The organism is Pantoea sp. FN0302 (genome assembly GCF_050113775.1).
Classification (GTDB): domain Bacteria; phylum Pseudomonadota; class Gammaproteobacteria; order Enterobacterales; family Enterobacteriaceae; genus Mixta; species Mixta alhagi.
This window is the reverse complement of sequence record NZ_JBNJSM010000002.1, coordinates 159,510-180,667: the sequence shown is the minus strand read 5'-3', so window position 1 is coordinate 180,667 and position 21,158 is coordinate 159,510. Positions and strand designations below refer to the sequence as shown.

The window sequence follows — 21,158 nt, the reverse complement described above, 5'->3', positions numbered from 1 at the left end:
ATTATGGCTTATCAATCGCAAGACATCATCCGCCGCTCCGCGACCAACGGTTTAACGCCGCCGCCGCAGGCGCGCGATCATCAACAGGAAGTGGCGAAGCTGATCGACGTAACAACCTGCATCGGCTGCAAAGGATGCCAGGTCGCCTGTTCAGAGTGGAACGATATTCGTGATGAACCCGGTACTAACGTCGGAGTGTACGATAACCCGATCGATATGACCGCGAAATCCTGGACGGTTATGCGCTTCTCGGAAGTAGAAGAGAACGGCAGGCTGGAGTGGCTGATCCGCAAAGATGGCTGTATGCACTGCGCCGATCCTGGCTGCCTGAAAGCCTGCCCGGCGGAGGGCGCTATCATTCAGTACGCAAACGGCATCGTTGATTTTCAATCGGAACACTGTATCGGCTGCGGCTACTGCATAGCAGGCTGCCCTTTCAATGTGCCGCGTATGAATAAAGAGGATAACCGCGTTTATAAATGCACCCTCTGCGTGGATCGCGTCACCGCCGGTCAGGAGCCTGCCTGCGTGAAAACCTGTCCTACCGGCGCTATTCACTTTGGCAGCAAAGCGGACATGCAGCAGCTGGCGGCAGAGCGCGTCGAGGAACTGAAAACGCGCGGCTATAAAAATGCTGGTCTTTACGATCCGGCAGGCGTCGGCGGTACGCACGTTATGTATGTGCTGCACCATGCCGATAAACCGCAGCTTTATCACGGTCTGCCGGAAAACCCCTGCATCAGCCCGACGGTGACCTTCTGGAAAGGGATTTGGAAACCGCTGGCGGCCATCGGTTTTGCAGCCACCTTTGCCGGTTCGCTTTTCCATTACGTGGGTATCGGCCCGAACCGGGTCAAAGACGATGAGGATAGTGAACAGCAGGACAAAGAGGATCGGAAATAATGAAAAAACGCGACCTGATTGTGCGCTACAGCGCGCCGGAACGCATCAATCACTGGATTGTGGCGTTCTGCTTCATGTTCGCCGCCGTTAGCGGCCTGGGCTTTTTCTTCCCATCGTTTAACTGGTTATTACACCTGCTGGGCACGCCGCAGCTGGCGCGCATTCTGCATCCTTTTATCGGTGTAGCGATGTTCCTGGCCTTTATGCTGATGTTTTTCCGCTACTGGAAGCACAACCTGGTTAACCGTGACGACATTGAGTGGGCAAAAAACATCCATAAAGTTGCCATGAATGAGGAGGTCGGCGATACCGGCCGCTATAATTTCGGACAGAAGTGTGTATTCTGGGCTGCTATCATCAGTCTGTTGCTGCTGCTGGCGAGTGGTATTGTCATCTGGCGTCCTTACTTCGCCGCTGCCTTTCCCATTCCGCTTATCCGGCTGGCCTTACTGGTGCATTCGCTGGCGGCGGTGGGCCTGATTGTGGTGATAATGGTGCATGTTTACGCCGCGCTGTGGGTAAAAGGCACGCTGACTGCAATGGTGGAAGGCTGGGTTACGCCATTGTGGGCGAAGCAGCACCATCCGCGCTGGTATCGCGCTGTTCGTGAACAGCAGAGCCAACCGACAAAACAGGAAAAACGTCCCTGATGACTATTCGCATCATCCCGCAAGAACAGCTGGAGAAGAGCGACAAAACCACGGCGGATATGATTCCGCCGTTACTTTTCCCCAGGCTGAAAAATTTATACAGCCGCCGCGCTGCGCGTCTGCGCCAGCTGGCAGAAAAAAATCCGTTGGGCGACTATCTGCGCTTTGCCGCGTTTATTGCCGAAGCGCAGGAGATCGTACTTTACGATCACCCGCTGCATATGGATCTCCATGCGCGCCTGGTAGAAACTGCCGCCAGCGGTAAACCGCCGCTGGATATTCATACTTTGCCGCGCGATCCCCACTGGCAACGTTTGCTGCATTCGCTGATTGCCGAACTGAAGCCGGAGATGACCGGTCAGGCATTGGCGGTGCTGGAGAATCTGGAAAAAACTTCTGCGCCGGAGCTGGATGCGCTGGCGACTGCCCTGCTGGAGCATGATTTCGCCCAGGTAAGCAGCGATAAGGCGCCCTTTATCTGGGCTGCCCTGTCGGTTTACTGGGCGCAAATGGCGGCGTTAATTCCTGGCAAAGCGCGCGCTGAGTATGGTGAACAGCGGCAGTTTTGCCCGGTCTGCAACAGCGTGCCGGTATCCAGCGTGGTGCACATGGGCACCCAGGGCGGCGGACTGCGTTACCTGCACTGCAACCTGTGTGAAAGCGAATGGTATGTACTGCGCGCCAAATGCACCAACTGCGAGCAGACGCGCGATTTGCACTACTGGTCGCTGGAAAGTGAACAGTCGGCAATAAAGGCGGAAAGCTGCGGTGACTGCGGCACCTATCTGAAAATGCTGTGGCAGGAGAAAGATCCGGCGGTTGAGCCGGTAGCTGACGATCTCGCCTCGCTGATTCTGGATGCGCGTATGGAGCAGGAAGGCTTTGCACGCAGCAGCCTGAATCCGTTTCTGTTTCCTGGCACTGACTAATCGTTAACGGCCAGGCCGCCGACGGCGACGGCCTGGCAATTTCAACTATTTGCTGGCAGGGGATCACCTTAATGAAACTTATCGGCAGTTATACCAGCCCTTATGTACGCAAAATTTCAGTTATCATGCTGGAAAAAGGCCTGACCTTTGAGTTTGTCAATGAATCGCCCTGGACCGAAGAGAGCCACGTACCGCAATACAATCCGTTAGGCAAAGTTCCGGCGCTGGTCGATGATAACGGTGAGTGCTGGTATAACTCGTCAATCATCGCCGCGCGGCTGGAAACCCTGCCACAGACGCCAAAATTGTTACCGGAAGATGCTTTTCAGGCGGTAAAGGTCAGGCAGCTGGAGGCATTAGCTGACGGGATCTGCGACGCAGCGCTGGTTATTGTGCGGGAACAGCTGCGCCCGATTGAACAGCAGTCGCCAGAAGAGATGCTGCGCCAGCGGCATAAGATTCAGCGCGGGCTGGATGCGCTGGAGCGTGAAGCAGCAAACCAGACCTGGCTTAACGGCGAGCAGCTTAATCTTGCTGATATCGCTGCCGCCTGCGCCATCGGCTATCTTAATTTCCGTCACGTCGCGCCGAACTGGTGCGTTAATCGCCCGTCGCTGGTGAAACTGGCGGAAAAAATGTTTCAGCGTGAAAGCTTTGCCCGCACGGTGCCGCCTGCGGCCTGAACGGAGGTACCGGATTACAGCCTAATCACCCGCCTGGACTCTGCGCTGGCGGGCGTAATTATCGCGCCCTGCTCGCTCACAGTGTAGCGCCCCTGCTGCACCTCTTTAACTTCATGGATATTACGCAGACAAAGCGTCCAGTTTGTCGCGCAGCCTTCGCCCTGCACCGTTAACGTTTCCCCTTCGCGACGCGCCCTCAGCGTAAACAGCGTCGCACCGTCGGCGGCGGGCACCTCACACCGTGCTTCACGCCCATCATCCAGTCTAAACAACTGGTAAGCTGTCTCTTTATGCCAGTCATAGTCTGGTTTTTGATCGTTACTGCCCAGCGCCAGCAGCGTAGTATCGCGATCGTAGAGCGGCAGGCTTAAGAAAGTATGCCGCTGCGCCAGGTTGTATTCTGTTTTCTGGTTATCAAATTACGTTTCTTGATAACTGTGATCCGGATAGCTTATTGGTTTGGCATTAGGCGTTATCGGAAAAAGAAGCTCTGTCGGTGCACATGCGTTTCGTTTATTTCGTATATTTTTCTTTTCGTATATTTTGATTAATCTTTTAATGCTGCCGCTGCCTGTATTTATGCTAAGCATCAGTTAAATAAAATAAATAGCTAAATTTATTATTATATTTTCCGAACTTCATTTCTAACCCCAGTAAAAAATATGACGGACTCAATTCTGGGCAGCTTGATCCTCCCGACTGCGAAAAAATTGAGGCTGCTTTGCGTGGACAAAGAGAAATGGCTGCATTTCTCGCTACAAAGCTGGAAACGCAAAAAATATCAATTCAGGATGCAAATAACGTTGCTCATCATATTGAGTTACCCACATCCGCCCTGATGTTGCTAATGAACATACCGGGAGAACTGGCCGAAGGTAACGCAGTTCAGGTTGTTCCAATTCATGCTGAATTAACTACGCAGAAAGCTGCCAATATTCTGAATGTTTCCCGACCTCACATGGTGAAGCTTTCAGAAAGTGGAACGTTGCCATTTCATAAAACGAGTCGTCATCGCCGCGTGCTGTTTTCTGACCTTATGCAATACAAAGAAAAGCGTGCCAAAGAAAGTAATAAAGCACTACAGGAGTTGGCAGACCAGAGTCAGGAGCTGGGCTTTATTAATGAAACATTCCAGGCCTGAAAAAGCCGCCTGTGAACGCGGATGAATATCTACAGACGCTATTAAGACAGAACCTGCCGATGACGGTTAAAGCGCTGGAAGGCTATCGCTTTATGCTATAGCTCGCGCCTGAAAGGCAGGTTAGGCTGGACGAAAAACAACAACGCCGGACAACCTGTAAAGATTGCCCGGCGTGAATCATCACAAGAAAGCGGTTACTGCAGCAGAGAAATATCCGCCACCTGCAGGAACAGCTGACGCAGTTTCGCCAGCAGCGTCAGGCGGTTAATACGCACCGCCGGATCCTCGGCGTTAACCATCACCTTGTCAAAGAAGTTATCTACCGCTTCGCGCAGCTGAGCCAGCTCGATCAGCGCATCCTGATAACGCCCTTCAGCAAACCACGGTTGCAGCTTGCTCTCCAGCGCAGTCACAAAAGTCGCCAGCTTGATCTCTTCATTCTCTTTCAGCAGCGACGCCTGCACGCTGCTGTTCAGCGGTTCAGTCGCTTTTGCCAGAATGTTAGAGACACGCTTGTTGGCGGCAGCCAGCGAGGCAGCATCTTCCAGCGTGCGGAAGTGCGAAACCGCCTTCATGCGCGCATCGAAATCGGCCGGACGGGTAGGACGACGCGCCAGCACCGCCTGAATCGTATCGACGCTGTGGCCCTCTTCCTGATACCAGGTACGGAAACGGCCCAGCATAAAGTCGATCACCTCATCCACAACCTTCTCGTTGCTCAGCTTGCTGCCATACAGGCGCACCGCTTCTTCGGTCAGGGTTTGCAGATCGAGCGGCAGATGCTTCTCAACGATAATGCGCAGCACACCCAGCGCGGCACGGCGCAGCGCAAACGGGTCTTTATCGCCTTTTGGATGCTGTCCAATGCCGAAGATACCGGCCAGCGTATCCATCTTATCGGCAATCGCCAGCGCACAGGCAACCGGGCTGGAAGGCAGATCGTCACCGGCGAAACGCGGCTGATACTGCTCGTTCAGCGCTACGGCAACCTCTTCTGCCTCACCGTCATGGCGCGCATAGTGCATGCCCATTACGCCCTGGGTGTCGGTAAACTCAAACACCATATTGGTCATCAGGTCGCATTTGGAAAGCAGACCGGCGCGGGTCGCCATATTGACGTCCGCACCAGTCTGGGCAGCAATCCAGCCCGCCAGCGCCTGAATACGGTCAGTTTTGTCACGCAGCGTGCCCAGCTGCTGCTGGAACAGCACGGTCTCCAGACGCGGCAGATTATCTTCCAGGCGTTTTTTACGGTCGGTATTAAAGAAGAATTCGGCATCGGCCAGACGCGGACGCACCACTTTCTCGTTACCGGCGATAATCTGCTGCGGGTCGCTCGATTCAACGTTAGCGACGAAGATAAAGTGCGGCAGCAGTTTGCCGTCATTGCCGTAAACCGGGAAATATTTCTGGTCGCCTTTCATGGTGTAGACCAGCGCTTCCGCCGGCACCGCGAGGAATTTTTCCTCAAAGGTCGCCGTCAGTACGACTGGCCACTCAACCAGCGAAGCCACCTCTTCCAGCAGGCTGTCGCTCAGATCCGGGTTGCCGCCGATCCCACGCGCCGCCGCTTCGGCGTCCGCTTTGATTTTGGCTTTACGCGCTTCGTAATCCGCCATCACTTTACCGCGCGTTTCCAGAATCTCCGGATACTGGTCAGCGTGATCGATGGTGAACTCCGGCTCACCCATAAAGCGATGTCCGCGCAGCGTGCGGCCTGACTCAATGCCCAGAATGGTAGCCGGGATCAACTCGTCGCCCAGCAGCAGCGTAACGGTATGTACCGGACGCACAAACTGCACGTCGCTGTCGCCCCAACGCATCAGCTTCGGTACCGGCAGCTTCGCCAGCGCCGTGGCGATCATGCCCGGCAACAGCTTCTGTGCGCTCTCGCCCTGCACCTGGGCGCGATACATCAGCCACTCGCCCTTATCGGTTTTCAGACGCTCGGCCTGATCCACGGTAATGCCGCAGCCGCGTGCCCAGCCTTCAGCCGCTTTGGTCGGCGCGCCGCTGGCGTCAAAGGCCGCAGCGATGGCCGGGCCGCGTTTTTCAATTTCGCGATCCGGTTGGGCCGCGCTCAGGTTGGCCACTTTCAGCGCCAGACGACGCGGTGCGGCATACCATTTCACCTCGCCGTGGGCGAGGCCCGCGCTATCCAGTTCGGCGGTTAGCTGAGCGGCAAAAGATTCCGCCAGGTTACGTAGCGCTTTTGGTGGCAGCTCTTCGGTGCCGATTTCCACCAGAAAAGTTTTGTCAGTCATGGCTGCCTCTTATTTGTTGTTATTGCACATCGGGAAGCCCAGCGCCTCACGGGAGGCGTAGTAGGCTTCAGCCACGGCTTTGGTCAGGGTGCGAATACGCAGAATATAGCGCTGACGCTCGGTAACCGAGATCGCTTTGCGGGCATCCAGCAGGTTAAAGCTGTGCGCCGCTTTCAGAATGCGCTCGTAGGCCGGTAACGGCAGCGGTTTTTCCAGCGCCAGCAGCATCTGCGCCTCCTTTTCATACTGCTCAAAGCAGGTGAAAAGGAAATCCACGTCGGCATATTCGAAGTTATAAGTGGACTGCTCAACTTCGTTCTGATGGAACACGTCGCCGTAGGTGGTTTTACCCAGCGGGCCATCGCTCCAGACCAGATCGTAAACGCTGTCGACGCCCTGGATATACATCGCCAGGCGCTCCAGGCCGTAAGTGATTTCACCGGTAACCGGTTTGCACTCCAGGCCACCAACCTGCTGGAAGTAAGTGAACTGCGTGACTTCCATACCGTTCAGCCAGACTTCCCAACCGAGCCCCCAGGCGCCCAGCGTCGGGTTTTCCCAGTTGTCTTCCACAAAGCGGATGTCATGAACGCCAGGATCGATGCCCAGCTCTTTCAGCGAGCCAAGATAGAGTTCCTGGATGTTGTCTGGTGACGGCTTAATGATCACCTGGAACTGATAATAGTGTTGCAGACGGTTCGGGTTTTCCCCGTAGCGCCCGTCGGTAGGACGGCGAGAAGGCTGCACATAGGCAGCGGCGATAGGCTCCGGGCCCAGCGCTCGCAGGCAAGTCATCGGGTGAGAAGTGCCAGCGCCTACTTCCATGTCCAGCGGTTGAACAATGGTGCAGCCCTGACGCGCCCAGTAATCCTGCAAGGTCAGGATCAGGCCCTGAAAGGTCTTGGTATCAAACTTTTGCATGTTGAATTCGCACGCGATACGGGTGAGTTAAAAAAGTGTGCGTCAGTATACCCTTTGACCGGGCGTTATGCAGCCTGTGATCTCGTCTGGCCGCCGCTTTGTTTCATTAAGGTTCAACCGCAGGCGACAGCGGGATGGAATCTGATTCCTGCTGGCGGAAAGTTGTTGAAGCGCGGCGGCCTGGCTACGCTCATAAACGTAAGTGCTCGCTTTATGAGGAAAAAATGTCGGCGCAAAAGATCAGTTGGATAGATAATTTACGTGCGGTGGCCTGCCTGATGGTCATCATGATCCATACCACTACCTGGTATATCACCAACAGCGGCCAGGTGGCGGAATCTGCCTGGGATAGCGCAAATCTGCTGAACTCCGCTTCGCGCGTCTGCGTACCGCTGTTCTTTATGATTTCCGGCTACCTGTTTTTCGGCGAGCGCAGCGCGCAGCCGCGTCATTTTCTGCGCATTGTGCTCTGTTTGCTGTTTTACAGCGCCGTCGCGCTGATCTATATCAGCTGGCTGACGCCGATCAGTGAAAAACTTTCACTGCTGCATCTGCTACAGAAACCGGTGTTTTATCACCTGTGGTTTTTCTTTGCGATTATCACTATCTACCTGTTTTCACCGCTGATTCAGGTGAAACCGGCCACGGCGCGCTACGTTATCGTGATGGTTCTGGTGGTGGCGGTACTGGCGAATCCAAACACCGCCGAGCAGGCTGCAGGCCGCTTTCAGTGGCTGCCGGTAAACCTCTATATCAGCGGGGACAGCATCTACTATCTGCTCTATGCCCTACTGGGCCGTGCGCTTGGCACCATGCAGTGTGACAGGCGCGGCGTGAGTTGGCTGATGGCGCTGCTGTTTATCGTGTGCGTGGCGGGCATCTCGGTCGGCACCAAAAAAGAGCTGCATGTTAACGGCGCATTTTCCGATCTCTGGTATCTCTACTGCGGGCCGTTGGTGTTTATCGGCGCGCTGAGCCTGTTTGTCCTGTTTAAAAACTGCCTTAACCGACCCCTGCCGGGACTGGCGCTGATTTCGCGCAATTCCCTGCCGATCTACGGCTTTCATGCGCTGTTCATCCACTTTATGCGTACGCACTATCTGGACCATAAACAGTGGCCGCTGCTGGATATTGCGCTGGTTTTCACCACTACGCTGGCGGGCAGCCTGCTGCTCGCGCTGGCGCTGCGTCGCCTCGACCGGCGTCACCTGGTGAGTTAAGCGCTAGCTGAACGACTCAGTCTCCATCAGCATGCTAAGCTGCTGATAAATTTTGGCAAAATGCGCACGCCGCGCCTGATAACGTTGATGGCGTTGCGCATCGGGCTGATGACGCTGCGCTAAAGGCAGCATGGGTAACAGCGTTTCTGGCGGCTGCTGCGGATGCAGCGCCAGCTGCGCCAGACGCGCGGCCCCCAGCGCCGGACCAACATCGCCGCCCTGGCAATAATCCAGCGTCTGTCCGCAGATATCCGCCAGCATCTGTCGCCAGTAAGCGCTGCGCGCGCCGCCACCGATCAGCATAATGCTGGATGGCTTGATGCCGCAGGCATGTACCGCATCCATCCCCTCCGCCAGCGCATAGCCCACGCCTTCCAGCACCGCCTGCGCCAGCTCCGGCCTGCCATGCTGATGGGTCATCCCAAAAAACACGCCTTTCGCCTGCGGATTATTGTGTGGCGTGCGCTCGCCTGAAAGATAAGGCAGGAAAAACAGCGGCGGCACATCGGATCGCGCCCGTTCGGCTTCCGCCAGCAATGTCGGCACATCGGCGCAGCCGGTCAGCGCGGCAGTCCACTCCAGACAGGCGGCGGCGCTGAGCATCACTGACATTAAATGCCAACGATCCGGCAGCGCATGACAGAAGCTGTGTACCGCGCTTTCCGGATTCGCCAGAAAACCCTCGCTTACCACAAAGTAAACGCCGGAGGTGCCCAGCGACAACATGCCCTGCCCGGCGTTAATCATCCCGCTACCGATGGCGCCTGCGGCATTATCGCCGCCGCCCGCCACTACCGGTACGCTTTCCATTCCCCATTGCTGCGCCAGCTGCGCATGCAAATAGCCGGTGATCTGGTTGCCTTCAAACAGCGTCGGCATTTGCGTCAGGGTCAGCCCGCAGGCGTTAAGCAGCGTTTCGCTCCAGCAGCGCTGCGCCACATCCAGCCACATGGTGCCTGCCGCATCGGACATATCGCTGGCGAAAACACCGGTCAGCCGCCAGCGCAGATAATCTTTCGGCAGCAGTACCTTAGCGATACGCGTAAAAATCTCTGGCTCATGCTGCTTTATCCACAGCAGTTTGGGCGCGGTAAAGCCCGGCATCATCAGGTTACCGGTGATCCTGCGCGCTTCAGGCAGCGCCTCTTCCAGCTGCTGGCACTGTGCCAGGCTGCGGCCATCGTTCCATAAAATCGCCGGACGCAGCGGTTGATGCTGCGCATCCAGCAACGTTGCGCCATGCATCTGCCCGCTCAGACCAATGGCCCGAACCTGGCTCAGCGGGTGCTGCTGAGCCAGTGCCCGCATCGCCTTATCGGTCGCCTGCCACCAGCTATCGGCATCCTGCTCGCTCCACAGCGGCTGCGGACGAGAAACCGTTAGCTTTTCCGTCTGGCTTGCAACCACCTCGCCCGCGTCGTTCAGCAATACTACCTTCACGCCGGAGGTGCCTAAATCGATGCCGATAACCATGCTGCGATTCCCTTTGATTGATTAACGGTAGAGCCAGCCGTTCACCAGGTTTTCCAGTTGCTCCTGGCGGCCGCTCTGATGCTGTGGATTAAACTGCTGCGCTAACGCATGCGAGGCCAGCGCCGCCAGCGACATTTCGCCCTGCAAAATCTGCTGGCCCAGTTCGCCATTCCAGCCGCTGTAGCGCTGTGCCACACGGCGATCAAGCTCGCCCGCTTCAATCATGCGCACCGCCACTTTTAACGCCAGCGCCATGGTATCCATCGCACCAATATGACCGTAAAAAAGATCGTACTTGTCGGTGCTTTGACGCCGCACTTTGGCATCAAAGTTCAGCCCGCCAGTAGAGAAACCGCCCGCCTTGATAATTTCATACATTACCAGCGCATTTTCTTCGACGCTGTTAGGAAACTGGTCGGTATCCCAACCCAGCTGCGGATCGCCACGGTTGGCATCTACCGAACCGAAAATGCCCAGCGCAATCGCGGTGGCGATTTCATGATGAAAACTGTGCCCGGCCAGCGTAGCGTGGTTCGCTTCCACGTTGACTTTAATCTCTTTCTCCAGGCCAAACTGCTTCAGGAAACCATAAACCGTGCCTACATCGTAGTCATACTGGTGTTTGGTCGGCTCCTGCGGTTTCGGTTCGATCAGCAGCGTGCCCTGGAAGCCAGTTTTATGCTTGTGCTCCACCACCATCTGCATAAAGCGGCCCAGCTGTTCGCGCTCCTGACGCAAATCGGTATTCAGCAGGGTTTCATAACCTTCGCGTCCGCCCCACAGCACGTAGTTCTCTCCGCCGAGCTGGTGCGTCGCCTGCATGGCGCTGCACACCTGGCTGGCGGCCCAGGCGAACACTTCCGGGTCAGGATTTGATGCGGCGCCCGCACCGTAGCGCGGATGGGTAAAGCAGTTGGCGGTGCCCCACAGCAGCTTAACGCCGGTTTGCTGCTGTTTTTCCTGTAGCACGTCGGTCATCAGCGCCAGATTATGCTGATAGCTTTTCAGCGAATCACCTTCCGGCGAGACATCCACATCATGAAAACAGTAAAAAGGGACATTCAGCTTATGAAAAAACTCAAAGGCGACCTCTGCCTTACGCTTCGCCATCTCCAGCGCATCGCCCGATTTTTGCCATGGGCGATCGAACGCGCCGACGCCGAACATATCTACGCCTGTCCAGCAGAAGGTGTGCCAGTAGCAGGCGGCAAAGCGCAGATGTTCCGCCATGGTTTTACCCAGCAGGATCTCCCCAGGATTATAGTGACGAAACGCCAGCGGATCGCTGCTGTCCGGCCCCTGATAGCTAACGCGTTCAATCTGATCGAAATAAGCCTGCATCGTTTACTCCTTAACAAGTTGACCGGAAATGGTCAGCGAAGATGGCTCTATTTTGGTAAGCGTCAGCCTCTCTCTCAATTACGTTATTTCACACCGCAATTAAGATAATTATTAACTGTGCGTCACGTCGCAAAATAGGGCTGGCGGCGGCTTTTACTTCGCGTCGGCGCGCAAAAAATAACGTTACCGAATCTGTTTCACGCTAAAACATCGATCGCCATCATAAAACCAGCAATAAACCAAAAAACGTAATGCCGGGATAAAAATCTGTAATTGAAGAAAGCATGCGGTCAGGTCAAGAATCCAACAGCCTGTTCAGGAACCTTCTGATAAAAAACACCTCAACCTACAGGGTAATGATGATGAAAATGAAACAGACTTTACTGGCCGTTTGCGCCGCGCTGGCTCTGTTTAGCCAGGCCGGCAACGCGAAAGAGGTCAAGATCGGCATGGCTATTGACGATCTGCGCCTTGAACGCTGGCAAAAAGATCGCGATATTTTCGTCAAAAAGGCTGAAGCACTGGGCGCCAGCGTATTTGTCCAGTCAGCCAACGGCAATGAAGAAACCCAGATGGCGCAAATTGAAAATATGATTAATCGCGGCGTTGATGTGCTGGTGATTATTCCTTACAACGGCCAGGTATTAAGCAATGTGATTGCCGAAGCGAAGCAGGAAGGCATTAAAGTACTGGCTTACGATCGCATGATTAATAATGCCGATATCGATTTCTATATCTCTTTTGATAATGAAAAAGTAGGCGAACTTCAGGCGCAGAGTATTGTTAAGCAGGTGCCGCAGGGGAATTATTTCTTAATGGGCGGCTCGCCGGTGGATAATAATGCCCGTCTGTTCCGCGCAGGCCAAATGAAAGTGCTTAAGCCGCTGATTGATGAGGGCAAAATAAAAGTCGTCGGCGATCAGTGGGTGGACGCCTGGCTACCGGAAAATGCGCTGAAAATCATGGAGAACGCCCTAACCGCCAATAATAACCAGATCGATGCGGTGGTTGCCTCTAATGATGCTACCGCTGGCGGCGCAATTCAGGCGCTTTCCGCGCAGGGGCTGGCGGGGAAAGTGGCTATCTCCGGTCAGGATGCGGATTTGGCGGCGATCAAACGCATTATGAACGGCACGCAAACCATGACGGTATATAAACCGATCAGCAAACTGGCCGATGAAGCGGCAAAAATCGCCGTTGAGCTGGGGAATGATAAACAACCACAGGCCAACGCCACGCTCAATAACGGCAAGAAAGCGGTTCCCGCCTGGCTGTTAACGCCGATCCCGGTTGATAAAAGCAATATTGACAGCACCATCGTCGCTGACGGCTTCCATAAAAAGAGCGATCTCTAAGCCCGCTGCCGCCGCCCGGTGGCTATTCCATTGCTGGAGAAAGTCATGACCACGCTACTGGAAATGAAAAACATTACCAAGCGCTTCGGTGCCGTAAAGGCCGTGGACGATATTTCTTTGCGCCTTGAGCCGGGCGAAGTGGTGTCGCTGTGTGGCGAAAACGGCTCCGGTAAATCGACGCTGATGAAGGTGCTGTGCGGCCTCTATCCGGCGGGCGACTACGAAGGGGAGATTTTGTTTTCTGGCGAACCGCTGCGCCCTGCCAATATTCGCGATACCGAACGCAAGGGCATCGTGATTATTCATCAGGAGCTGGCGCTGGTCCGGCAGCTTACCGTGCTGGAAAACATCTTTCTCGGCAGCGAGATCGGCCGGGGCGGCGTGGTGGATGACGAAACCATGGCGCTACGCTGTCAGCGGCTGCTAAAGCAGGTAAAGCTGGATATCTCGCCGCATACGCGCGTCGGCGATTTAGGGATTGGTCAACAGCAGCTGGTGGAAATCGCCCGCGCGTTGAACAAACAGGTGCGCCTGCTGATTCTGGATGAGCCAACCTCTTCTCTTACTGAACAGGAGACCAGCGTACTGCTGGGGATCGTTAAGGATCTGCGCGATCACGGCATCGCCTGCGTTTATATCTCGCACAAGCTCAACGAGGTTAAGGCGATATCCGACACCATCTGCGTGATTCGCGACGGCAAGCATATCGCCACCTGTGCGGCAGAGGGCCTGAGCGAGGACGATATTATTACCATGATGGTCGGGCGCGAGCTGACGGCGCTCTATCCACGTGAGCCGCATGAACAGGGCGAGGCGATCCTGCGCGTGGAAAATCTTACCGCCTGGCATCCGGTTAACCGTCATCTGCGGCGGGTAAATAATGTCTCCTTTACGCTGCGACGCGGGGAGATCCTCGGTATCGCCGGGCTGGTCGGGGCCGGACGCACAGAGACCGTTCAGTGTCTGACCGGTCTCTGGCCTGGGCGCTGGGAAGGCCAGATCACCATCAAAGAACATCGGGTTAATCCGCGCCGCTGGGACTGCCAGCAGGCCATTCAGCACGGCATCGCCATGGTGCCGGAAGATCGTAAAAAAGATGGCATCGTGCCGCTGCTGGGCGTAGGGAAAAACATCACCCTGGCGGCGCTGGGGCAGTTCAGCAACGCATTCTCTGTTCTGGATGAGGCGCGCGAGCAGGTTGCTATTAATACGTCTATTCGCCAGCTACGGGTGAAAACCTCTTCCGCAGAGCTGGCGGTAGGTCGCCTGAGCGGCGGCAATCAGCAGAAGGCGGTGATCGCGAAATGCCTGCTGCTTAACCCGCAAATTTTGATCCTCGACGAACCCACGCGCGGCATCGATATCGGTGCCCGCGTCGAAATTTACAAGCTGATCCATCAGCTGGTGCAACAGGGCATCGCCATTATTGTGATCTCATCCGAGCTGCCGGAAGTGCTGGGATTAAGCGATCGCGTACTGGTAATGCACGAAGGACAAATCAAAGCTGACTTGCCGAACCATAACCTGACGCAGGAACAGGTGATGGAAGCGGCCCTGCGGAGTGAACATTATGCTTAAAACCCATACCGCTATGCTGCCCACCAGCGGCGGCGGCGCGCCAGGCAAGCTGCGCCTGCTTAATCTGCAGGTGCTGGTAATGCTGGCCGCGATTATTGTGATTATGCTGTTTTTTACCTGGATGACCGACGGCGCTTATCTCAGCGCGCGCAACGTCTCTAACCTGCTGCGCCAGACAGCGATCACCGGCATTCTCGCGGTGGGGATGGTGTTTGTGATTATCTCTGCGGAAATCGACCTGTCGGTTGGCTCAATGATGGGGCTGCTGGGCGGCGCGGCGGCGATTTTTGATGTCTGGCTGGGCTGGCCGCTGCCGTTGACCATTGTGGTTACGCTGGCGCTCGGCCTGCTGCTGGGCGCCTGGAACGGCTGGTGGGTCGCCTATCGTAAAGTCCCCTCGTTTATCGTCACGCTGGCCGGGATGCTGGCCTTTCGCGGCGTGCTGGTCGGGATCACTAACGGCACTACCGTCGCGCCCACCAGCCCGGCGATGTCGCAAATCGGGCAAAGCTATCTGCCGGACGGCATTGGCTTCGGTTTCGGCGTTATCGGCCTTGGTCTGTTTATCGCCTGGCAGTGGCGGCTGCGGCTGCGGCGTCAGCAGATGGGGCTGGAGCAATCGCCAGCCCGCAACGCAGTGACGCGTCAGACGATGACCGCGCTGCTGGTGCTGGGCGCGATTTGGCTGCTGAACGACTATCGCGGCGTGCCTACGCCGGTGCTGATTCTGGCATTGCTGATGCTGGCCGGGATGTTTATGGCGACCCGCACCGCTTTTGGTCGCCGTATTTATGCGATTGGCGGCAACCTTGATGCGGCCCGCCTTTCTGGCATCAACGTTGCGCGCAACAAAATGGCGGTTTTCGCGATTAACGGCCTGCTGGTAGCCGTGGCGGGATTGATCCTGAGTTCACGTCTGGGCGCGGGTTCACCTTCCGCCGGTAATATTGCAGAACTGGATGCTATCGCCGCCTGCGTTATCGGCGGCACCAGCCTGGCGGGCGGCATCGGCTCGGTAGCGGGCGCGGTGATGGGCGCGTTTATTATGGCCTCGCTGGACAACGGCATGAGCATGATGGATGTGCCGGCGTTTTGGCAGTACATCGTTAAGGGCGCCATCCTGCTGTTAGCGGTATGGATGGACTCCGCCACCCGGCGGCGCGTGTAATCGTCGAAGCAGATCACAGGGCTCACCAATTTTTTTCTGCGGCTGGTTTCACTGTGGTAATCAAGATGCAGAATAAAAACCAGGAGTGATCATGTTTGAGAAACGTTTTCGCATCAGCCTGCTGTTTAATGCCAATAAAATCTATGACCGCCAGGTAGTGGAAGGTGTCGGTGAATATCTGCAAGCCTCGCAAACCGACTGGGATATTTTTATTGAAGAGGATTTTCGCTGCCGTATCGATAACATGCATGAGTGCCTCGGCGACGGCGTGATCGCGGACTATGACGATAAAGATATCGAGGCGCTGCTGCAGAATGTGGATGTGCCGATCGTGGGCGTGGGCGGCTCTTATCATCGGCCAGAAGATTATCCGCCCGTGCACTATATCGCGACCGATAACGCCGCGCTGGTAGAGAGCGCTTTTTTGCATCTGAAAGAGAAAGGCATTAACCGCTTTGCTTTTTATGGCCTGCCCGCCTCCTGTGGCAAACGCTGGGCGCAGGAGCGGGAATATGCCTTTCGGCGGCTGGTAGCGAAAGAGCGCTATCAGGGCGTGGTTTATCAGGGCATGGAGACCGCACCCGCCTACTGGCAGCACGCGCAAAACCGGCTTGCCGACTGGCTGCAAACGCTGCCGCAGCAAACCGGTATTATCGCCGTTACCGATGCGCGTGCCCGCCATCTGTTGCAGGTATGTGAGCATCTGAAAATTCCGGTTCCGGAAAAGCTGTGCGTGATTGGCATTGATAACGAAGAGCTGACGCGCTATCTGTCGCGCGTGGCGCTCTCCTCAGTGGCGCAGGGTACCCGACAGATGGGCTATCAGGCGGCCAAGCTGTTGCATCGGCTGCTGGATCGGCAAACCTTGCCGTTACAACGCATTCTGGTGCCGCCGGTGAAGGTTATCGCCCGGCGCTCAACAGATTTTCGCTCGCTGCACGATCCGGCAGTGATTCAGGCGATGCACTATATCCGCTTTAACGCCTGTAAAGGGATCAAGGTTGAGCAGGTGCTGGATGCAGTAGGCATGTCGCGTTCCAACCTTGAAAAACGCTTTAAAGATGAAACCGGCGAGACCATTCACACCATCATCCACAGCGAGAAGCTGGAACGGGCACGGGCGCTGCTGGTCTCCTCTTCCGTGCCGATTAATGAGATTTCACAGATGTGCGGCTACCCTTCACTGCAATATTTTTATTCGGTGTTTAAGAAAAGCTACGCCAGCACGCCGAAAGAGTACCGGCAGCAAAATGCGGAGGTGATTAGCTAGCGAGGAGCAGCGTTCTGGATTTTACAACGTTAGCGACGGCGGTTTTATCAACGTAGTTCAACCAGATCCCATAAGCTGCGTTGCCCGCTAATATCGTTAATGTTTAATAGATACGGTGTCGGAGTACAGAGCGCCAGACTAAGAGAACCGGCGATAAAAGTTTGGCTCACGAAGGAGTGCGCCAGTGCCGTGCTATCAATCTGCGCCATTTGCCATACATGGCCGCCAGATTGCTTCAAAATCGCCTCTTTACATGTCCAGATGCGCCAGAATGCAGCAAGCTGAAGAGGTTCTGGTTCTGCTGCTATTAACTGGCGCTCGCCTGCACTGAATACTGCATCAGCGAGCCGTGGCCAGTTTTCACGAGGTCGGATAATCTCAATATCACAGCCGACTTCTCCTTCATCGCTGACTATCAGCGCAATATTATTTCCGCTATGGCTGAGGTTAAACCACAGCGGCACACTGGCATGAAAAGCGGGTTTGCCATTATCGCTATAGATAATTTCAGGCAACGGCAGCGGGAAAAGCATGCGGCTAAGCAGCACGCGTCCGGCCAGCCACGCCGCACGCCGTGGCCCTGTGGGAGCTAACTGACGCAGGCCTGGCGAAAGCGGCTGCTGTTGCAAATCAGAAATTTTGCCCAGCGCAACCTGGTACATCTTTAAGCCCAGCGTTTGATAATAATGGAAGTATTGATGCCGCCGAAGGCGAAGTTATTGCTTTGCAGGTATTCGCAATCAATATGGCGGGCCTCGCTCATGATGTAATCCAGCGCGCCGCATTGCTCATCCGGCTGCGTCAGATTTATCGTTGGCGCAAACCAGCCTTCACGCATCATTTGCAGGCACATCCATGCTTCCAGCGCACCGCATGCGCCCAGCGTATGGCCAAAATAACTTTTTAATGAAGAGATTGGCGTTTTGTCGCCGTAAATCATCGCTGTCGCCTGGCTTTCTGCAATATCTCCCCGCTCAGTGGCCGTACCATGCGCCGAAATATAACCAATCTCTCGCGGCGTTAATCCAGCCATACGCAGCGACTGTTCCATGCATATCTGCATCGTCTCCCGCTGCGGTTGGGTAATATGCGCAGCATCACAATTGGTCGCAAACGCGACGATTTCACCGTAAATGGTTGCGCCGCGTGCTCTGGCATGCTCAAGCTCTTCAAGGATTAGCGTCCCGGCACCTTCACCGATGACCAGTCCGTCGCGTTGCTGATCGAACGGCGACGGCGTGATTTCAGGCGTATCGTTGCGCTGGCTGGTAGCAAACAATGTGTCGAATACGGCAGCTTCAGAGGGGCAAAGTTCCTCTGCGCCCCCTGCAACCATCACCGTTTGATAACCGTGGCGAATGGCTTCCCAGGCATAGCCGATCGCCTGACTGCCGGAGGTACAGGCGCTGGAGGTTGGAATAACCCGACCACGAAGACCAAAAAACAACCCGGTATTTACCGCCGTGGTGTGCGGCATCATTTGCACATACGTTGTGCCACTGATGTTATTGGTGTGTTTCTCAGTGAGCATGGTGGCAAATTCGCTTACCGGACCGGTGCTGCCAGTGGATGAACCGTAAGCGATACCTGTCTGACCATTTATCAGCACCGGATCGCCGATCAGACCAGCCTGTTCCAGCGCCAGCTCAGTTGCGCGGGTAGAAAGCAGCGAAACCCGCCCCATAGCGCGGATACGCTTGCGGGTATAGTGATCGGGCAAGCTGAAATGATCGATCGGCGCGCCCAGCAGCGTATGCAGACCCTCATAGATCTGCCACTCCGGCATTTTACGTACCGCGTTTTGATAAGTCAGCAGACGGCGAGAAACATCCTGCCAGGTTTCGCCTAAAGCGGTAACGCCACCCATACCCGTAATAACGACACGGCGAATCATAGCATCCCTCCGTTCACAGAAATGACCTGTCGAGTGATATATCCCGCAACGTCAGACATTAAATAACGGGCCAGTCCGGCAACTTCTTCTGCCTGTCCCATGCGCTTCATGGGGATAAGCGCCATTGCCTCTTTTAACGCCGCCTCTTCCATCTCGATCATACCGGTATCAATCAGCCCGGGTGCGATGCAGTTAACGGTAATTTTGCGCTTTGCCAGCTCAATCGCCAGCGCTTTAGTCGCGCCGATAATCCCTGCTTTAGCTGCGCTGTAGTTTACCTGGCCACGATTGCCCATGACGCCTGAGACCGACGAAAGCGTAATAATGCGTCCGCCGCGTCGTGCGCTAATCATTGGCATAATGCAGGGATGAATGACGTTATAAAAGCTGTCAAGGTTGGTGTGTATTACATCATCCCAGTCATTTTCACTGAGCGCCGGGAAGGCTCCGTCCCGGGCAATACCGGCATTGTTTACCACACCATACCATGCACCATGTGTAGCAATCTCCTGCTCAAGAATGTCACGGCACTGTTGACGATTACCAACATCAAAGCAGAGTAGACGACCCTGACCGCCAGCCCGTTCTATCGCCTGTAGCGTTTCTCTGGCACCCGCCTCATCGCGATGGTAATGCACGCCAATGATGAAACCATCAGCGGCAAGCTGACAAGCGGTAGCGCGTCCGATTCCTTTACTGGCGCCGGTGACCAGCACTGAACGATTCATCCTTTATTCCCCTGATTAAAAAGCGAATTCAACTCTTCCGCCGTCGGCTGGAAAGTATTTACGCGGCCTGTCGCCGCTGTCTCTTCGTCGATACGAATCGCACAGTCAAAACTGCCGAAACGCTCATCTTGCATCAGCAAGCTGACGTTAATATCCAGCGTGACGCCGCCAGGTAAATGCCCCACCGCGCAAACCAGCTCACGCGCTCCCAGAACCATGCCAAGCGCGATGCTCTGTTGACCACGCCGTTGGCGATGCCAGCCGGACCAGACGCCCACGGTTTGCGCCATTAGCTCCAGCGCAAACCAGCCGGGTAAGTTGCCTTGTGCATCAAGGAATGGTGCCAGCACACCGTCACGGTTCACTGCCACCCGGCAATGAGCGCCACTGTCCGTCACGCAAACAACATCGTCTAATAACAACATTGGCGCATCGTGCGGCAGATACGCTACCGGCGGCAAATAGTGACTCATACGCTTCTCCCCAGCAAAATGCTGGCATTATTACCGCCAAAGGCAAAAGAATTCGACAGGATCACCGGACGAACCAGCGGCTGTGCCTGTCGCAGAATAGCGCAGGCAGGCAGCGTAGGATCGATGGGGGACAGACTAAAATCCTGTGGTGGCAGCGGCAGGTTCTTCTGCAAAATCAGGGCACTGATAGCCGCTTCGGTAATGCCCGCCGCGCCTAACGTGTGACCGGTCAGATGCTTGGTTGAGCTACAGGGCACGCGCTCACCGAACAGGTCATGTACTACTTTCGATTCAATTTGATCGTTAAGCGTGGTGGCGGTACCGTGCAGATTGATGTAACCCACATCATCAGGCTGCATGTTAGCCTCTGCCAGCGCCTGACGAATAGCGCGAATGGCTCCTTCGCCCTCCGGATGCGGTGCGGAGATATGCCAGGCATCGCTGGATTCACCGACGCCCAATATCGCAATAGGCTGCGGTTCACGCGTTAGCAACATCAGCGCTGCGCCTTCACCGATAGTTATGCCACAACGGTCGCGGCCAAACGGTTGGCACAGACTGGGCGATAACGATTCCAGGCTATGAAAGCCGCCGATCGGCATACGGCTCAGCGTATCCGCGCCGCCGACAAGGGCCACATCAGCCAGACCGGCCTCGATCAGACGCCGACCGCTGATGATAGCCCGGGCGCTGGATGAACAGGCGGTAGATAGCGTAAAAGCCGGCCCTTCCAGACCCAGCCAGTTCCTGAGAAAGCGCGAGGGATCGCCCAGTTCCTGCTGCGGATACTGCCAGCACAGGCTTGGCTCATTATTAAGCGTCAGACGAACATGTTCGTCTCCTTCATTCAGCCCTGAGGTGCTGGTACCCATCACAACAGCGATGCGATCACGGCCAAATTGCGTAATAGCGCTCTCTACCTGAGGCTGAATTTGCGCCAGCGCCGCCAGCAGCAACTGGTTGTTACGGCTGCGGTGCGCAGACAGCGCGTCGGGTATAGCGGGCAATTCGCCGTCCACCCCACCCAACACTGCCTCGGGATGATTATGTAACCAACCGGCACGCGCACGCATGCCAGGAGCAACCCCTCGCACCAGGTTGGCAGCAATCTCTGCGGTATCATTCCCTAATGCGTTAAGCAGGCCGAAGGCAGAAATATAAATCATG

The 21,158-nt window shown here is 55.6% G+C and carries 19 protein-coding genes and 1 pseudogene; 10 read left to right on the top strand and 10 right to left on the bottom strand.

The features are described 5' to 3' along the window. Positions 1-3 precede the first annotated feature (3 nt). The 4 genes from fdxH (at position 4) to ACQE32_RS11490 (ending at position 3,165) form a co-directional block, all read left to right on the top strand. Positions 4-903 (top strand): formate dehydrogenase subunit beta, encoded by a 900-nt coding sequence (gene fdxH / locus ACQE32_RS11505; RefSeq protein WP_250651367.1) that lies wholly within the window; start codon positions 4-6, stop codon positions 901-903. Then, positions 903-1,553: a formate dehydrogenase cytochrome b556 subunit gene (fdoI, locus tag ACQE32_RS11500; RefSeq protein WP_427021810.1), complete on the top strand. Its 651-nt coding sequence runs from the start codon at positions 903-905 to the stop codon at positions 1,551-1,553. Before fdxH ends, fdoI begins: the two co-directional genes overlap by 1 nt. Then, positions 1,553-2,482, top strand: coding sequence for a formate dehydrogenase accessory protein FdhE (gene fdhE / locus ACQE32_RS11495; RefSeq protein WP_426973883.1), 930 nt, complete (start codon positions 1,553-1,555; stop codon positions 2,480-2,482). Before fdoI ends, fdhE begins: the two co-directional genes overlap by 1 nt. Before the next feature lie 71 nt (positions 2,483-2,553). Beyond that, entirely contained in the window at positions 2,554-3,165 is a 612-nt protein-coding gene (locus ACQE32_RS11490) for a glutathione S-transferase (protein WP_426973882.1), read from the top strand. A gap of 14 nt (positions 3,166-3,179) precedes the next feature. Here the strand turns inward: ACQE32_RS11490 and ACQE32_RS11485 are convergent. Then, positions 3,180-3,551 (bottom strand): annotated as a pseudogene (locus ACQE32_RS11485) (alpha-xylosidase); the annotation flags it as partial. 353 nt (positions 3,552-3,904) lie between these two features. On the opposite strand from ACQE32_RS11485, the gene ACQE32_RS11480 reads away from it, so the two are divergent. Beyond that, on the top strand, positions 3,905-4,306 hold the full coding sequence (locus ACQE32_RS11480) for a helix-turn-helix domain-containing protein (protein WP_427021809.1): 402 nt from the start codon (positions 3,905-3,907) through the stop codon (positions 4,304-4,306). A 194-nt stretch (positions 4,307-4,500) separates the two neighbouring features. On the opposite strand, the gene glyS is transcribed toward ACQE32_RS11480, so the two are convergent. Both glyS and glyQ read right to left on the bottom strand, forming a co-directional pair. Further along, positions 4,501-6,570: a glycine--tRNA ligase subunit beta gene (glyS, locus tag ACQE32_RS11475; protein WP_426973881.1), complete on the bottom strand. Its 2,070-nt coding sequence runs from the start codon at positions 6,568-6,570 to the stop codon at positions 4,501-4,503. A 9-nt stretch (positions 6,571-6,579) separates the two neighbouring features. Further along, positions 6,580-7,491, bottom strand: a complete 912-nt coding sequence (glyQ, locus tag ACQE32_RS11470) for a glycine--tRNA ligase subunit alpha (RefSeq protein ID WP_085068944.1) — start codon at positions 7,489-7,491, stop codon at positions 6,580-6,582. Between the two features lie 224 nt (positions 7,492-7,715). On the opposite strand from glyQ, the gene ACQE32_RS11465 reads away from it, so the two are divergent. Then, complete coding sequence (locus ACQE32_RS11465; protein WP_427021808.1) at positions 7,716-8,711, top strand: acyltransferase; 996 nt, start codon at positions 7,716-7,718, stop codon at positions 8,709-8,711. Between the two features lie 3 nt (positions 8,712-8,714). Here ACQE32_RS11465 and xylB read toward each other — a convergent pair whose 3' ends face one another. Both xylB and xylA read right to left on the bottom strand, forming a co-directional pair. Beyond that, positions 8,715-10,184 (bottom strand): xylulokinase, encoded by a 1,470-nt coding sequence (xylB, locus tag ACQE32_RS11460; RefSeq protein WP_426973880.1) that lies wholly within the window; start codon positions 10,182-10,184, stop codon positions 8,715-8,717. 21 nt (positions 10,185-10,205) lie between these two features. After that, positions 10,206-11,525: a xylose isomerase gene (gene xylA, locus ACQE32_RS11455; protein ID WP_427021807.1), complete on the bottom strand. Its 1,320-nt coding sequence runs from the start codon at positions 11,523-11,525 to the stop codon at positions 10,206-10,208. Positions 11,526-11,887: 362 nt separating this feature from the next. On the opposite strand from xylA, the gene xylF reads away from it, so the two are divergent. The 4 genes from xylF to xylR all read left to right on the top strand — a co-directional run bounded on the left by xylF (position 11,888) and on the right by xylR (position 16,896). After that, complete coding sequence (xylF, locus tag ACQE32_RS11450; protein WP_427021806.1) at positions 11,888-12,880, top strand: D-xylose ABC transporter substrate-binding protein; 993 nt, start codon at positions 11,888-11,890, stop codon at positions 12,878-12,880. Between the two features lie 45 nt (positions 12,881-12,925). Beyond that, positions 12,926-14,458, top strand: a complete 1,533-nt coding sequence (locus tag ACQE32_RS11445; RefSeq protein WP_250651352.1) for a xylose ABC transporter ATP-binding protein — start codon at positions 12,926-12,928, stop codon at positions 14,456-14,458. Next, entirely contained in the window at positions 14,451-15,626 is a 1,176-nt protein-coding gene (gene xylH, locus ACQE32_RS11440) for a xylose ABC transporter permease XylH (protein ID WP_426973876.1), read from the top strand. Before ACQE32_RS11445 ends, xylH begins: the two co-directional genes overlap by 8 nt. A gap of 91 nt (positions 15,627-15,717) precedes the next feature. Further along, positions 15,718-16,896: a D-xylose utilization transcriptional activator XylR gene (gene xylR, locus ACQE32_RS11435; RefSeq protein ID WP_426973875.1), complete on the top strand. Its 1,179-nt coding sequence runs from the start codon at positions 15,718-15,720 to the stop codon at positions 16,894-16,896. 47 nt (positions 16,897-16,943) lie between these two features. On the opposite strand, the gene acpT is transcribed toward xylR, so the two are convergent. From acpT to ACQE32_RS11410, 5 genes are read right to left on the bottom strand one after another with little or no spacing between them, the layout of a single operon-like run. Then, positions 16,944-17,558 carry a 4'-phosphopantetheinyl transferase AcpT gene (gene acpT, locus ACQE32_RS11430; RefSeq protein WP_427021805.1) on the bottom strand — a complete coding sequence of 205 codons (615 nt, stop codon included), beginning with the start codon at positions 17,556-17,558 and terminating at the stop codon, positions 16,944-16,946. A gap of 2 nt (positions 17,559-17,560) precedes the next feature. Further along, entirely contained in the window at positions 17,561-18,790 is a 1,230-nt protein-coding gene (locus ACQE32_RS11425; RefSeq protein ID WP_427021804.1) for a beta-ketoacyl-ACP synthase, read from the bottom strand. Then, the gene (locus ACQE32_RS11420; RefSeq protein WP_427021803.1) at positions 18,787-19,518 is read right to left on the bottom strand and encodes a 3-ketoacyl-ACP reductase FabG2; all 732 of its coding nucleotides are present in this window, start codon (positions 19,516-19,518) and stop codon (positions 18,787-18,789) included. Before ACQE32_RS11420 ends, ACQE32_RS11425 begins: the two co-directional genes overlap by 4 nt. Beyond that, positions 19,515-19,991 (bottom strand): 3-hydroxy-fatty acyl-ACP dehydratase, encoded by a 477-nt coding sequence (locus ACQE32_RS11415; protein WP_427021802.1) that lies wholly within the window; start codon positions 19,989-19,991, stop codon positions 19,515-19,517. Before ACQE32_RS11415 ends, ACQE32_RS11420 begins: the two co-directional genes overlap by 4 nt. After that, complete coding sequence (locus tag ACQE32_RS11410) at positions 19,988-21,157, bottom strand: beta-ketoacyl-[acyl-carrier-protein] synthase family protein (protein WP_427021801.1); 1,170 nt, start codon at positions 21,155-21,157, stop codon at positions 19,988-19,990. Before ACQE32_RS11410 ends, ACQE32_RS11415 begins: the two co-directional genes overlap by 4 nt. Position 21,158: the final 1 nt, after the last annotated feature.

Coding starts and splice junctions, on each gene's coding strand:
- fdxH (WP_250651367.1), top strand. CDS start 4: ATGGCTTATCAATCGCAAGACATCATCCGCCGCTCCGCGACCAACGGT.
- fdoI (WP_427021810.1), top strand. CDS start 903: ATGAAAAAACGCGACCTGATTGTGCGCTACAGCGCGCCGGAACGCATC.
- fdhE (WP_426973883.1), top strand. CDS start 1,553: ATGACTATTCGCATCATCCCGCAAGAACAGCTGGAGAAGAGCGACAAA.
- ACQE32_RS11490 (WP_426973882.1), top strand. CDS start 2,554: ATGAAACTTATCGGCAGTTATACCAGCCCTTATGTACGCAAAATTTCA.
- ACQE32_RS11480 (WP_427021809.1), top strand. CDS start 3,905: ATGGCTGCATTTCTCGCTACAAAGCTGGAAACGCAAAAAATATCAATT.
- glyS (WP_426973881.1), bottom strand. CDS start 6,570: ATGACTGACAAAACTTTTCTGGTGGAAATCGGCACCGAAGAGCTGCCA.
- glyQ (WP_085068944.1), bottom strand. CDS start 7,491: ATGCAAAAGTTTGATACCAAGACCTTTCAGGGCCTGATCCTGACCTTG.
- ACQE32_RS11465 (WP_427021808.1), top strand. CDS start 7,716: ATGTCGGCGCAAAAGATCAGTTGGATAGATAATTTACGTGCGGTGGCC.
- xylB (WP_426973880.1), bottom strand. CDS start 10,184: ATGGTTATCGGCATCGATTTAGGCACCTCCGGCGTGAAGGTAGTATTG.
- xylA (WP_427021807.1), bottom strand. CDS start 11,525: ATGCAGGCTTATTTCGATCAGATTGAACGCGTTAGCTATCAGGGGCCG.
- xylF (WP_427021806.1), top strand. CDS start 11,888: ATGAAAATGAAACAGACTTTACTGGCCGTTTGCGCCGCGCTGGCTCTG.
- ACQE32_RS11445 (WP_250651352.1), top strand. CDS start 12,926: ATGACCACGCTACTGGAAATGAAAAACATTACCAAGCGCTTCGGTGCC.
- xylH (WP_426973876.1), top strand. CDS start 14,451: ATGCTTAAAACCCATACCGCTATGCTGCCCACCAGCGGCGGCGGCGCG.
- xylR (WP_426973875.1), top strand. CDS start 15,718: ATGTTTGAGAAACGTTTTCGCATCAGCCTGCTGTTTAATGCCAATAAA.
- acpT (WP_427021805.1), bottom strand. CDS start 17,558: ATGTACCAGGTTGCGCTGGGCAAAATTTCTGATTTGCAACAGCAGCCG.
- ACQE32_RS11425 (WP_427021804.1), bottom strand. CDS start 18,790: ATGATTCGCCGTGTCGTTATTACGGGTATGGGTGGCGTTACCGCTTTA.
- ACQE32_RS11420 (WP_427021803.1), bottom strand. CDS start 19,518: ATGAATCGTTCAGTGCTGGTCACCGGCGCCAGTAAAGGAATCGGACGC.
- ACQE32_RS11415 (WP_427021802.1), bottom strand. CDS start 19,991: ATGAGTCACTATTTGCCGCCGGTAGCGTATCTGCCGCACGATGCGCCA.
- ACQE32_RS11410 (WP_427021801.1), bottom strand. CDS start 21,157: ATGATTTATATTTCTGCCTTCGGCCTGCTTAACGCATTAGGGAATGAT.